The organism is Streptomyces sp. NPDC048277, assembly GCF_040652235.1.
In the GTDB taxonomy this organism is placed as follows: domain Bacteria; phylum Actinomycetota; class Actinomycetes; order Streptomycetales; family Streptomycetaceae; genus Streptomyces.
Map to the genome: position 1 here is coordinate 37,882 of NZ_JBEZLQ010000040.1, position 13,139 is coordinate 51,020.

General features: G+C 71.1%; 13 protein-coding genes. 6 read left to right on the top strand and 7 right to left on the bottom strand.

All coding sequences use genetic code 11. The features are described from left to right. Positions 1-21: 21 nt before the first annotated feature. The 3 genes from dacB to AB0D85_RS48125 form a co-directional block, all read right to left on the bottom strand. Positions 22-1,299: a D-alanyl-D-alanine carboxypeptidase/D-alanyl-D-alanine-endopeptidase gene (dacB, locus tag AB0D85_RS48115; protein ID WP_362336564.1), complete on the bottom strand. Its 1,278-nt coding sequence runs from the start codon at positions 1,297-1,299 to the stop codon at positions 22-24. A gap of 259 nt (positions 1,300-1,558) precedes the next feature. Then, entirely contained in the window at positions 1,559-2,524 is a 966-nt protein-coding gene (locus AB0D85_RS48120) for an FUSC family protein (protein WP_362336567.1), read from the bottom strand. Between the two features lie 142 nt (positions 2,525-2,666). After that, entirely contained in the window at positions 2,667-3,272 is a 606-nt protein-coding gene (locus tag AB0D85_RS48125; RefSeq protein WP_362336570.1) for a helix-turn-helix domain-containing protein, read from the bottom strand. Positions 3,273-3,439: 167 nt separating this feature from the next. Between AB0D85_RS48125 and AB0D85_RS48130 the strand changes: the two genes are divergently transcribed. From AB0D85_RS48130 to AB0D85_RS48145, 4 genes are all read left to right on the top strand, one after another. Further along, entirely contained in the window at positions 3,440-5,002 is a 1,563-nt protein-coding gene (locus AB0D85_RS48130; protein ID WP_362336573.1) for an MFS transporter, read from the top strand. A gap of 39 nt (positions 5,003-5,041) precedes the next feature. Then, positions 5,042-5,632, top strand: a complete 591-nt coding sequence (locus AB0D85_RS48135) for a hypothetical protein (RefSeq protein WP_362336576.1) — start codon at positions 5,042-5,044, stop codon at positions 5,630-5,632. Positions 5,633-5,717: 85 nt separating this feature from the next. After that, positions 5,718-5,900, top strand: coding sequence for a hypothetical protein (locus tag AB0D85_RS48140; RefSeq protein ID WP_362336579.1), 183 nt, complete (start codon positions 5,718-5,720; stop codon positions 5,898-5,900). Positions 5,901-5,943: 43 nt separating this feature from the next. Continuing rightward, complete coding sequence (locus AB0D85_RS48145) at positions 5,944-6,108, top strand: hypothetical protein (RefSeq protein ID WP_362336582.1); 165 nt, start codon at positions 5,944-5,946, stop codon at positions 6,106-6,108. A gap of 69 nt (positions 6,109-6,177) precedes the next feature. On the opposite strand, the gene AB0D85_RS48150 is transcribed toward AB0D85_RS48145, so the two are convergent. From AB0D85_RS48150 to AB0D85_RS48165, 4 genes are all read right to left on the bottom strand, one after another. Then, positions 6,178-6,981, bottom strand: a complete 804-nt coding sequence (locus AB0D85_RS48150) for an ATP-binding cassette domain-containing protein (RefSeq protein WP_362336585.1) — start codon at positions 6,979-6,981, stop codon at positions 6,178-6,180. 2 nt (positions 6,982-6,983) lie between these two features. Further along, positions 6,984-8,051: an ABC transporter permease gene (locus AB0D85_RS48155; protein WP_362336587.1), complete on the bottom strand. Its 1,068-nt coding sequence runs from the start codon at positions 8,049-8,051 to the stop codon at positions 6,984-6,986. Positions 8,052-8,146: 95 nt separating this feature from the next. Then, positions 8,147-9,235, bottom strand: coding sequence for a sugar ABC transporter substrate-binding protein (locus tag AB0D85_RS48160; protein ID WP_362336590.1), 1,089 nt, complete (start codon positions 9,233-9,235; stop codon positions 8,147-8,149). A gap of 398 nt (positions 9,236-9,633) precedes the next feature. Further along, on the bottom strand, positions 9,634-10,671 hold the full coding sequence (locus tag AB0D85_RS48165) for a LacI family DNA-binding transcriptional regulator (protein ID WP_362336593.1): 1,038 nt from the start codon (positions 10,669-10,671) through the stop codon (positions 9,634-9,636). A 214-nt stretch (positions 10,672-10,885) separates the two neighbouring features. Here AB0D85_RS48165 and AB0D85_RS48170 point away from each other — a divergent pair, with 214 nt between their 5' ends. Continuing rightward, positions 10,886-12,067: a Gfo/Idh/MocA family oxidoreductase gene (locus tag AB0D85_RS48170; RefSeq protein WP_362336596.1), complete on the top strand. Its 1,182-nt coding sequence runs from the start codon at positions 10,886-10,888 to the stop codon at positions 12,065-12,067. A gap of 53 nt (positions 12,068-12,120) precedes the next feature. Next, the gene (locus tag AB0D85_RS48175; protein ID WP_362336600.1) at positions 12,121-13,134 is read left to right on the top strand and encodes a sugar phosphate isomerase/epimerase; all 1,014 of its coding nucleotides are present in this window, start codon (positions 12,121-12,123) and stop codon (positions 13,132-13,134) included. The last annotated feature ends 5 nt before the right edge of the window (positions 13,135-13,139 follow it).

Genomic DNA, 13,139 nt, shown 5'->3' on the forward strand with positions numbered 1-13,139 from the left:
CGCCGTACTCCGGTGGAGGTGTCAGGCCCAGCAGCCGTTGACCGTGGCCGCGAGGCCGTCCAGGGCGTCCTTGATGTCGGCCCCGGCGGCGGTGGAGTTGTTCTCGATGAAGGAGAAGACCTTCCACCGTCCGTCCTGGGCCTTCGTCAGCCCGCTCAGGGCGATCGCACCGGTCAGGGTGCCGGTCTTGGCCTTGACCTTGCCGACGGCGCACTGCGAGTCCGCCGTGTCGAACCGGCCCCACTCGGGGCCCAGCGTGGAGCCCGCCTCGCCCGCGACGGGCAGACCGTCGATGATGTACTTCAGGGTCTGGGCGTGGCGCGGGTCGGCGGCCAGGTCGAGGATGTCGGCGATGGTCTGCGCCGGGATGCGGTTGGCACGGGAGAGCCCGCTGCCGTCGTGGATCTCGTAGTTGGTCAGCGAGATGCCGTAGGTGCCGAGCACCTCGCGCACGACCGCCGCGCCGTCCTCGAAGGTGGCCGGGCGGCCGGACTCCAGCGCGGTCATCCGCAGCAGCGTCTCGGCGATATCGTTGTCACTCACCTTGAGCATCTGCTTCACGATGGCGGACAGCTTGCCCGACTGGTGCGAGGCCACGGGGACGTCGTTCGAAGCGGCCACCCCGTGGGCGACGTCCCCGGTGACCGTGACGCCCTGGTCGGCGAGGGCCTTGGCGAAGACCTGGCCCGCGTCCAGCGCGGTGTCCGTCACGTGGTTGCCGTCGACCACCAACGCCCGTACCGGCGCGATGGAGTCGGGGTAGTAGCCGTCGTTCCAGCCGGTCGCGAGGGTGGGCTCGGGGAACAGGCTGTCGTCGACATGGACCTGTACCGAGGTGAGCCCCGCGTTCTTCAGGCCCGCTACGGCCGTCTTCGCCAGCTCGGTGAGGTCCGCGGTGGTCAGGGTGCGGTCGCCGCCGCCGACGAGGGTGAGCGTGCCGTCGCCGTAGACCACCTTCGTGGTGAAGCGGTGGTCGGGGCCGAGGACGGTCAACGCGGCCGTCGCGGTGCCGAGTTTGGTGTTGGAGGCGGGCATCAGCGCGGTCGTCGCGTCGTGGCCCCAGACGGTCTTGCGGGACGCGGCGTCGATGACGACACCGCTGAGCGTGCTGCCGAGGCGGGTGTCCTGGCTGCGGGTGTTCAGGTTGTCCGCGATCTTCTGCTCGGCCGGGTCGAGCACGGTGGCGGCGGTCTTGGAGACGGCCTTGTCGGCGGCGAAGGCGGACGGAGCGGACAGGATCGTACCGGCGACGGGAACGGCGACCGCCAGTACGGCCGCCCGGCGAAGGGCCGGGTTCACCGGCCTCGGTTTGCGGTGGCGGCCGCTCGCGCGGAAGGCAGAGGGAGAAGTGAGCACAGGGGTCTCGTACCAATGTTCGTGGGGGCGTGGGCAGTTGGGGGCGGAGAAGGCCGCCCGGGGGTTGGGAAGGCGAAAGTAACAGCGGAGGTTCCGCAACTGATCAGTTTCCTGTGAAGATTGCCGTGCACGGCTCCGTCACAGGAACGGCGCACGCGGGGCCTCGGCTCGTTGACGCGCGGTGTTGCCGCTCCGGGAACTTTCAGCTGTGGGAACCGTCACAGAGATCGAGGATCTTGGCGAACGGGGTGCGGAGCAGCACGGCCACAGGTGCCGTGTCGCTCTTGGCGTACCGGGCCAGTCCGGCGCGGGCGACGGCCGTGTCCTCGCCGGGATCGCGCCCCGTGAGGAGTGCCTCCAGGGCGCGCCCGGTGGCCTCGGCGACCGGGAGGAGCGAGGTCCGGGCCCGGGAGAGGGTCGGCGTGGGACCGTGGCGCACGGTGACGGACTCGACCTCGGCGGCCAGGGTCAGCAGATGGGTCGCCGCCTGCGCGGCGCGGTCGATCCGGTCGCCCAGGTCGGTCACGTCGGTCCGGTGGTGCCGCCGCAGCGGGTTGAACCGCATGGCCCGTTCCGCCTCCCGCGCCTGGACGCCGTAGCGGCGCAGCCTGTCCGCCTCCGCCTGAACGGCCGTCCGGTTCGCGCGTGCCGCGTCCGGCGACCCGATCGCGCGCGTGCTGCGCACGAGACCCTCCGCCAGATCGCCCGCACTCTCCCGTGCCAGCGCCGCCGCCTCCCGGCGGGGGTTGCGCGGCCAGAGCACCGGAGCGAGGACGGCGGTGACCGCGCCGCCCAGCGCGTTCTCCCACAACCGGGCGAAGCCGTACGAATCCGGGGAGGGGTTGGCGAAGACCAGCAGCGAGGTCACCGCGACCTGCACGTTCAGTGCCGTCCCTGAACTGATGACGGTCCCGCACAGCAGGGCCAGCGCTATCACCAGGGCGAGGACGGCCGTGCTCGGCCGGAAGAAGTGGACCACGGTGACGCCCAGGGCCACCCCGGCCATCACGCCGAGGATCCTGAGCAGCAGTGCAGCCAGGGAGGAGGCGGAATCACCGCGGAGGGACAGGAGCGGGACGATGGCGGCGAACACCGGCGGCTGATCGGCACCGGCCCACAGGGCCGTCTGCCAGCAGAGCACCGTGATCACCAGAATCCGGGCCGCCATCGGTCCCTGCACCCGGAGCCTGTGGCGCACCCGCGCCCACGGGGAAGTCCACGGGGAAACGCCCGTCACGTGCTCACCATAGGCACACGGCGCGGCCGGCCGCCCTCCGGTGACGCCCGGTGACTCCCGGTGGCGGGTGGGGTCAGGGGGTGGTGGCGTCGTTCCGCAGGGCGGGGGCCAGGAGGTGGCAGAGCGAGTCGGCCACCAGGTGGAGGGGGTCGGGGGTGTCGAGAGGCCAGCCGACGGCGATCCAGGCGGAGAAGAAGGACTCGGTCTGGAGTACCGCCATCAGGGCCCGTTGCCGGGCTTCCGCGGGGTCGACGCCCCGCCAGCGCTCCGCCGGTTCGACGAGCAGGCGGACGTAGCGCTCGTGCGCCTCGACGTACTGGACGCGGCCGGCCTCGCGGCTGCGCAGCGCGTCCGGGGCCGCCGAGTTGGCGACGCGGCGGATGGGCGCCATCTCCTCCCAGCGGGCCTGCGCGTCGTCGAGCCAGGCGCGTACGCCGGTCCGGGTCCACCGGGGCAGGGCGGACAGTTCGGTGTACGCCTCCTCCATCAGGGCGTACACGCGCTCGACGAGGGCGTCGATGATGTCGGCCTTGCCCGGGAAGTGGGCGTAGACGGTGGCCCGGGTGACGCCCGCCGCCCGCGCGATGTCCTCCATCCGCGCGTCCAGGAACGACTTCTCGGCGAACACCTCGACGGCGGCGTCCAGAAGCCGCAGGTGAGTGAGTCTCTTCTGCTCCACGCGCAGGTTCCTGGGGGGTGCGGGAGCGGCCCGGCGCACGGTTGAGCGATGCATGGCTTCACTTTACGCCGTGTATGGTGAGTTGATCTCGCTATACACGGCGTCCAGTGACTACGTGACCGTGTGATCGCGTGACTGCCGATTCGATTCAGCCGGGAGCCCCTCTGATGAGCACCGCACTGAACAAGCCGGGTCCCACGGACACTTCGGCCACCTCGCGGCGGCAGGTGCTGAAGGCGATCAGCGGGCTGATGCTCGCACTGTTCGTCTCGACGCTCAGCAGCACGGTGGTGTCGAGCGCGCTCCCGAAGATCATCGGAGCCGTGCACGGCTCGCAGACCCAGTACACATGGGTGGTCACCGCGACCCTGCTGACCACGACGGCGACCACTCCGATCTGGGGCAAACTGGCCGACCTCGTCAGCAAGAAGGCCCTCGTGCAAGCGGCGATAGCCGTGTTCATGCTGGGCGCCCTGGCTTCCGGTGTGAGCCAGACGGCCGGTCAGCTCATAGCCGCGCGCGCCGTGCAGGGCATCGGCGTGGGCGGGGTGCAGGCCCTCGTCCAGATCGCGCTCGCGGCGATGATCCCGCCCCGGGAGCGCGGGCGCTACAGCGGCTACCTCAGCAGTGTCACGGCGACCTCCACCATCGGCGGACCGCTGCTCGGCGGTGTCATCGTCGACACCTCGTGGCTGGGCTGGCGGTGGTGCTTCTTCATCGGCATACCGGTCGCCGTCGTCGCCCTCCTGCTGCTGCAGCGGACGCTGAAGCTCGCCGTCGTCCGCCGGGAGAACGTACGGATCGACTACCTCGGGGCCACCCTGATCGCCGCGGGCGTCAGCGTGCTGCTGATCTGGGTGTCGTTCGTGGACAACTCCTTCGCCTGGGGCTCCTGGCAGACCGCCGCGATGGTGGGCGGCGGACTGGCCCTGATCCTGCTGGCCCTGTGGGTGGAGACGCGGGCCGCCGAGCCCGTGGTCCCGCTCGCCATCGTCAGGCAGCGCACCACCGCGCTGGCGATCGTCGGCAGTCTCGCCGTCGGCACGGCCATGTTCGGCGCGTCGGTGTTCCTCAGCCAGTACTTCCAGATCAGCCGCGGCCACACCCCGACCGAGGCCGGCCTGCTGACGATCCCGATGATGGCCGGCATCCTGATCGCCTCCACGGTCGCCGGCCGGCTGATCAGCCGGACCGGACGGATCAAGCCGTACGTCGTCACCGGCGCCGTCCTCCTCACGGCGGGCTGTGCGGGCCTGGGCACCATCGACTACCGGACGCCCATCCTCTTCCTGAGCGTGTCGATGCTGTGCGTCGGGATGGGCGTCGGCATGACCCTGCAGAACCTGGTGCTCGTCGTGCAGAACACCGTCCAGTTGAAGGACGTCGGCGCGGCCAGCTCCACGGTGTCCTTCTTCCGCTCGCTCGGCGGCACGATCGGCGTCTCGGTCCTCGGTGCGGTACTGGCCCGCCATGTCCACAGCGAGGTGAGCAAGGGGCTCGCCGCCGCCGGTAAGGACGGTGCCGCCGGCGGCACCGCGGACGGCATCGCACAGTCCCCGGCGATGCGGGCGGTCGTACGGATCGCCTACGGAGACGCGACGGCGCAGGTCTTCCTGCTCTCGGCCGGCGCGGCCGTCCTCGCCGTCGTCGCGGCGGTCCTGCTGCCGTCGGTCCGACTGCGCAGCAGCCTCGACCTGCCGGAACGGGGCACGGCCGGCGACCGGAAGTAGGGGGACCGCGCACGGGGGCCGAGGGCGGTCGTCGGATCGGTGGCGGTCGTCGGAGTGGTGGCGGGCCTCGGATCGGTGGCGGTCGTTGGAGTGGTGGCGGGCCTCGGATCGGTGGCGGGCCTCGGATCGGTGGCGGTCGTTGGAGTGGTGGCGGGCCTCGGATCGGTGGCGGGCCTCGGATCGGTTGCGGTCGTCGGAGTGGTGGCGGGCCTCGGATCGGTGGCGGTCGTCGGAGTGGTTGCGGTCGTCGGAGTGGTGGCGGGCCTCGGATCGGTGGCGGTCGTCGGAGTGGTGGCGGGCCTCGGATCGGTGGCGGACTTCGGAGCGGTGGCGGGCCTCGGATCGGTGGCGGCCTTCGGACTGGTTGCGGTCGTCGGACTGGTAGCGGGCCTCGGATCGGTGGCGGTCGTCGGACTGGTCGCGGGCCTCGGAGTGGTGGCGGACTTCGGATCGGTGGCGGCTCTCGGACGGGTGGTGGTCCTCGGACGGGTGGTGGTCCTCGGACGGGTCGCGGTCCTCGGACGGGTCGCGGTCCCTGGACGGGTCGCGGGCCTCGGACCCGTGGCCTCTGGTGGAGCGGGCTACACCTCCGGTCGGGGGGTGGGATCCCTCGTGGCGGCGGGCCGATGACGGGATCGTTGATAGCGCAAGGTCAACGGCACCCCGCCCGGGAAGGCCCGAGACTTCCGGCTCCCCCCCCGAACGGAAGACCCCCATGAACGCGCTGCTCTCCTCCCGTCCCGTCCTGTGGTTCCTGTTCCTGTTCAACCTCGTCGTCGCGGCGCTCGCGCCGTTCGCCGTCGACGGCACGCAGGGCCTGCTGACCAGCGTCGGCATGGGCGCCGTCTCGCTCGGCGCGGGCGTCAGCCTCCTCCGGGGCCACGCGCAGCGGGCCTGAGCCGGTCTCCCCCACCCCACGACAACGAACAGGAGCTGTTCCCATGCCGCACACCACCGCCTCGGCAACCGCCAAGCCCCGCACCGGCCGTTCGGCACCCGGCGCCGGCACCCCGACATGGCCCCGCCCGAGCACCGCCGCGACCGTCATGCCCCTCTGGCAGGGCCTGGCCCTGCTCTTCGCCCCGGCGAAGCCCGAGCGTCCCTGAACCGGCCCCGGGCGACCCGGGAAACCTCGCGGCGACGGACCCGCCCCCCGTCCCCGCCCCCTTCGTCGCTCAGGCGTCGGTGCCCGCGTCGGCCTGGAGTTGTGCCAGTTCCGCTTCGAGGTGGGCCATGGCCTCGCCGCCGGCCATGAGGTCGGTGATCTCCTCGCGGGTGCGTTCGCCCTTGTGGAAGTCGTCCGCCTTCTGGCCGCGGATCAGGACGGCGAAGTGGTCGCCGACCATCATCGCGTGGCGGACGTTGTGCGTGACGAGGATGACCGCGACGCCCTTGGCCCGGGCCTGCATGACGATCCGCAGGACGTGTGCGGCTTCCTTGACGCCGAGCGCGGCGGTGGGCTCGTCCAGGATGAGGACGTTCGCGCCGAAGTAGACGGCCCGGGCGATGGCCAGGGCCTGGCGTTCGCCGCCGGAGAGGCTGCCGACCAGCCGGTTGCCGTCGGTGACGCGGGTGATGCCCAGGGACTGCATCTCGCGGACCGCGATCTCACCGGCGAGTTTCTTGTCGAACAGCCTGAACGGGCCCAAGCCCTTGGTGGGTTCGGCGCCGACGAAGAAGCAGCGGCCGACCCCCATCAGGGGAAACGTGCCGCCGAACTGGTGGACGGTGGCGATGCCCTGGGCGCTCGCGTCGCGCGGGCTGTCGAACTCGACGGGCCGGCCGTTGACCTCGATGGTGCCGGAGGTCGGCTTGTGGAACCCGGAGAGGATCTTGATCAGGGTGGACTTGCCGGCGCCGTTGTCGCCGAGCAGGCACAGCACCTTGCCCGCGTCGACTTCGAGGGAGATGTCGGTGAGCGCGTGGGTGCCGAGGAAGGATTTGCCGATGCCGTCGAGGCGCAGCAGGGGTGGGGTCATGGTCAGGCCTTCTTCGCGGTGCGGGGCGTGTAGGACAGGGCCAGGCGGCGGAAGGTGTTGTTCATCAGGACCGCGGCGAGGATGAGGATGCCGAGGATGAGGCTGGCCCAGTCGGAGTTCCAGCCGGTGTAGTAGATGCCCTGGTTGACGATCGCGAAGGTCAGGGTGCCCAGGACGACGCCGAAGACGGAGCCGTAGCCGCCGGTGAGCAGGACGCCGCCGACGACGACGGCGATGATGGAGTTGAAGACGAAGGACTGGCCGTTGGCGACCTGGGCGCCGTTGTAGAGGATGGTCTGGATCACGCCGACCAGGGCGGCGCCGAAGCCGGACGCCATGTAGAGGGCGATCTTGACCTTGTCGACGGGGATGCCGGTGGCCCGCGCGCTCTCCTTGTCGCCGCCGATCGCGAAGATCCAGTTGCCGTACTTCATGAGCTGCAGCAGGACGGTGACCACGGCGGCCAGGCCCAGCCACCAGAAGATCGCGACCTCGAACTGGCCGGCGACGAGGGTGCCGAACAATGCCTTGGACAGCGGGTCGGGGCTGACCGGGACGCTGGTGGTGCCGGTGGCGATCCGGGACAGGCCCAGGGTGAGGCCGGCCATGCCGGAGAGGGTGGCCAGGGTGATGACCAGGGAGGGGACGTTGGTGCGGGTGACGAGGACGCCGTTGAGCAGCCCGACCAGCAGGCCCAGCCCGAGGGCCAGCAGGATCCCGACGATCATCGGGGCGCCCCAGTGGCCGGAGACGATGGCCAGGGTCATCGAGCTGCCCGCCAGGACGGAGCCCACCGACACGTCCAGCTCGCCGGCGATCATCAGCAGGCCGACGGGGATGGCGATGATGCCGAGTTCGGCGGCGATGTTCAGCCAGCTCGCCGCGCCCGCGGGGGCCAGGAACTTGGTCCCGCCGAAGATCGCGAAGAACACGAAGACGGTGAGCGTTCCGATGAGCGCGCCCGCCTCGGGACGGTGCCGGAGCTGACTCAGCCGGCTCTCGGCCTGCTGCTGCGGCGGGGCGGCGGAGGTCTCTTTCTCGGCCGTGGTGTCAGGAACTGAGGTTGTCATCGGAAGAAGTCACCTTCGGGAATCCGGTTGTGCCGCGAGGCGGGTACGGGGGAGGGGCGCCGGGCCCGGGGAGAGGCCCGGCGCCGGTGGGTGGGTCAGCGCACGCCGGCCTTGGTGCCCGCGATGGCCTTGTCGACGTTGTCCTTGGTGACCAGCAGCGGGCCGGTCAGGATCGGGTTCTGCGGCGGGAGCACGCCGTAGGACAGGTACTGGCTGGCCATCGAGACGACGTAGAAGCCCTGGAGGTACGGCTGCTGGTCGATCGCGAAGAGTTCGTTGCCGGCCTTGATGCGGTCGAGCTGGCTCTGCGAGAGGTCGAAGGTGCCCAGCTTGACCTTGCTGTCGACGCCCGCCTGCTTGATGGCCGCGGCCGCGCTGTCCGCGTCACCGACGCCGATGGTCACGACGGCGTCGATGCTGCTGTCCTTCAGCAGCGCGGCCTTGATCGCCTGGCTGACCGCGGAGGGGTTGCCGAAGTTGCTGGAGGGAAGCGGGAGTTGCTTGGAGGAGGAACCCTTGCTGGTGGCGCCGTCCTTGATGCCCTTGCAGCGGGCCTCCGAATTGGCCGCGCCCGGAACGGTGTTGACGCAGAGCACGTTCTTGGCGCCCGCCTCGGCGAACGCGACACCGCCCGCCTTGCCGGCCTGGTAGTCGTCCGAGCCGATGTACTTGAGGGCGCCGACCTTGTCGGCCGCGGTGATGCCGCCGGAGTTGTAGGTGAAGACCGTGATGCCCTTGGCGATGGCCTCCTTGATGGCGGAGTCCTGGTTCTCGGGCACCCAGTCCGGCACCAGGATCGCCGACGGGTTCTGCGAGATGGCGGTCTGCGTCAGCTTGGCGACGTCCGGGCCGAGGTTGTCGTAGTTGGCCGGGCCGAGGTAGGTGACCGTGCCGCCACCGGCCTTGACCAGCTTCGCCGCGTCGTCGACACCGCGCTTGACCGTGGACCAGAACGGGTCGTCGGACTTGCCGCCGATGACGACGAGGGACACCTTGCCGGTCTTCGCGGTGGAGGTCGTGCCGCCGCCGGCCGAGGCCGTCGCCGTGCCCGTGTCGCCGCCGGTGGCCTTGCCGCTGGCGCACCCGGTCAGCGCGGTGGTCGCCAGGGCGAGCAGGCTCACCGTGGTCAGGCCACTTCTGGAGAGACGGCGGCCCAGGGGCCGCCGGGTCTGCGTGCGTTCCATGTGCTGGGGTGCTCCTTCGTGTGATGCCGGGCGGTGCGTGAGCGGGGCCGGGCATGGCTCGGGATGTGCGGGGGTGCGAAACGGGTCGCACGCAGGCCCGGGGGAGGCCGGCACGTTCGCGGTACCGGGGGTTTCGCCTGGTCGGGCACAGGGAGGTCGGCGATGAGTGGAACGGCTCGTCGCGGGGTGTCCCGGCACCGGTCACGGCAGCGCCGGACGGGGTGGTGGGTGACGGATCCGCGATGTTTTAAATCGCTTTAAGCGGTGGCCAGAGCATGCTTGTGTTTCGGATACGTGTCAAGGCTCTGCCCGGGAATGCACACCGTCCCGTTATCCGCCCGGGAAAGGCTGTATTTGCCACGTGTTTTCCGGGCGGGACGGCGGGGGGTTCGGCGGGGTCAGCGCGGCTGTGCCGTGGTCCCGCGGACGACCAGGGAGGGGGCGAGGACGATCTCGCGGGGCTCGGTGCGGCCGTGGTCGAGGCGTTCGACGGCGGCCAGGACGGCCTGACGTGCCTGCTCCTCGGCGTTCTGGCTGACCGTGGTCAGATCGAAGCAGGTCAGCCGGGACAGCGGGCTGTCGTCGTAGCCCACGACGGAGACCTCGCCGGGGACATCGACCCCCGCCCGCCAGAGGGCGGTGAGCATGCCGATGGCGCTGCGGTCGTTGAACGTCACCACGGCGGTCGGCAGCTCGCCGCCGTCGAGCAGCTGCCGGCCGGCCTTGTCGCCCGCCTCCTCGGTGAGGTCCCCGTGGAGGATCCTGATCCGCTCGTCGAGACCGTGCTGGCGCATGGCGCTCCGGTACCCGCGGCGGCGGTCCGTGGCGATGGCGCCCTTGCCGCCGTCGACGTAGACGATCGCGCGGTGGCCGAGGCCCGCCAGGTGGTCGACGATCTGGCCGACGCCGTCGTCGTCGGCGCTGCGTACGACGTCGAGACCGGCTCCGACGACACGGCGGCCCACCGAGATCACGGGGGCCTTGCGGTCGAGGTCGGCCAGGAACGGGACGGGGGCCACCGGGCCGATGAGGATCAGGGCCTCGCAGCGGTAGGCCAGGAGCGTGTCGATCGCCGTGTTCTCGTCGCGGGTCCGGGTCTGGGTGCTCAGGACGAGGTCGTAGCCGACCTGCTCGGCCGCCGTGTGCAGGTGTTCGACCAGCTCGCCCTGGAAGGCGTTGTGGATGTCGATCATGACCCCGAGCAGCCTGCTGCGCTTGCTGGCCAGGGCGCTGGCGGTGCGGTCCGGGCGGTAGCCGAGTTCGGCGGCCGCCTTCAGGACCCGCTGCCGGGTGTTCCGGCTGGGCCCCGGCACGCCGCGGAGCACCAGGGACACCGACGCCGTGGACAGGCCGACACGCGCGGCGACGTCCTCCAGCCGGGGGCGCTGGACCGCGCCGTTGCCGCCCTCGGGGGCTGCGGAGCCGAGCTCGTCCACGCGATCTCCCGCGGTTTTCCGGCGACACCCTTGACATCTGCCTGTGACGCCGCTGATAGTACCAGGACTTAAAACGCTTTAAATGAGCTCAAGCTCCTGGACGGCCCGGCCCGGAACGGAATCGGAATCCCACGGTGCCCGGTCCCCACGACGCCCGGCTTCCACATCCCCACGTCCCCGTCATGGCGCACCGTCGCGCCCGAGAGGAATCACGATGAGCACACGGCCGATCGGGGTCGCCGTCATCGGCGCCGGCATGGCGGGCCGGGCCCACCTCAACGGCTACCGGCAGGCCGCGACGCTGTACGGCGCCGGGCTGCCCGAGGTGCGGCTGGTCGCCGTCGCCGACGCCCACGAGCCCTTCGCGCTGGACGCCGCCCGCCGCTACGGCTTCGAGCGGGCCGAGACCGACTGGCGGGCGGTCGTCGAGGCCGACGACATCGACGCGGTCAGCGTGGTGGTCGCCAACCATCTGCACCGCGAGATCGTCGAGGCCCTGCTGGCGGCCGGCAAGCACGTGCTGTGCGAGAAGCCGCTGGCGCCGACCGTCGCCGACGCCGAGGCCATGGTGAAGGCCGCCGAGGGCACCGGCCTGGTGGCCGCGACCGGCTTCACCTTCCGCCGCTCGCCCGCGATCAACGCCGTACGGCAGCAGGTGCTGGAGGGCTCGCTCGGGCCGGTCCAGCACTTCAACGGGCACTACTGGTGCGACTACGGGCACAACCCGGACGCCCCCATCAGCTGGCGCTACCGCGGACCGCTCGGCTCCGGTGCGCTGTCCGACATCGGCAGCCACCTCATCGACCTCGGCGAGTACTTCTGCGGCCCGGTGCGGAGCGTGCAGGGCGCCGTGCTCTCCACCCAGGTGCCCGAACGCCCGGTACCGCTCGGCACCGCGGTCGGGCACTCGGCCGACGTGGCGGTGGGCCAGGAGCGCGAGCGGGTCGAGAACGACGACATCGCCACGTTCACCGCGACCTTCGCCTCCGGCGCCGTCGGCACCTTCTCCGTCTCGCGCATCGCCCGGGGCCTCGCCAACTCGCTGGGCTTCGAGGTGTTCACGAAGGGCGGCGCGGCGACCTTCGAGCTGTCGCGTGCCGCCGAGTTCACCATCGCCGACTCGGCGGCCGCCGACCCGGTGGACGGCTACCGGCGGGTGGTGGTCGGCCCCGGCCACCCCTACATCGCGGGCGGCCTGCCGATGGACTTCCCCAGCGTCGGCCACGGCCAGCACGAGTTCTTCGTCTGGCAGGCCCGGGCCTTCCTGGAGCAGATCGCGGGCCTCGACCGGCTGCCTGCCTGCCCCACGCTCGCCGACGGACTGCACAACCTGCGCGTCATCGACGCCGTCGTCGCCTCCGCCGAGGCCGGCGGCACGGCGGTCGGCGTCCGGTGAACCGCGCCCCTCGCCCCACCGCCACCCCCTGAGAAGGACCGAGGAACAACACGATGAAGCTGGGCCTCTACAACGCGATCCTGCACGACCGGCCGCTGCCCGAGGCGATCAAGGTGATCGCCGATCTCGGCCTGACCGGCATCGAGATCAACACCGGTGGCTTCCTGCCGCCGGTGCACGTGCCGGCCTTCGACGACATCCTCGTCAGCGACACCGCCCGGGACGACTTCCTCGGTCTCTTCGAGGGCACCGGCGTGTCCATCGCCGGCCTCAACGCCAACGGCAACCCGCTGCACCCCAACCCGGTCATCGGCGAGAAGCACGCCGAGGACGTCCGCCGCTCCATCCGCCTCGCCGAACGCCTCGGCCAGTACCGCCTGGTGACCATGTCCGGCCTGCCCGGCGGCGAGCCCGGCGCCACCCGCCCCAACTGGATCGTCAACGCCTGGAACTCCGCCGCCCTGGACGTCCTGGACCACCAGTGGAAGATCGCCGCGGACTTCTGGCGCGAGACCGACCGGCTCGCCCGTGACCACGACGTCAAGGTCGCACTCGAACTGCACCCGCAGAACCTGATCTTCAACTCCGCCGACGTGCACAGGCTCATCGAGCTCACCGGCGCCACCCACGTGGGCGTCGAGCTGGACGCCTCACACCTGTTCTGGCAGCAGATGGACCCGGTCGCGGTCGTCCGCCACCTCGGTGAGCTCGTCTTCCACGCCGCCGCCAAGGACGTCCGCATCAACCCCGAGCACGCGGCCCTCAACGGCGTCCTCGACAACAGCTTCCGCCGCCTCTCTCCCGACGAGCCGCGCACCAACCTCGGCGGCGACGAGTGGGCCAACGAGTGGCCCAGGAACTCGGCCTGGGACTTCGTCGCCCTCGGCAAGGGCCACGACGTCGCCTACTGGACCGAGTTCCTGCGCGCCCTGCACGAGGTCGACCCGGACATGCTCGTCAACATCGAGCACGAGGACACCGAACTCGGCCGCGTCGAGGGCGTCGCCGTCGCCGCCGGGGTGCTCAAGGCCGCCGACGCGGCACTCCAGGACTCCCTGCGGCCGTGACCGCC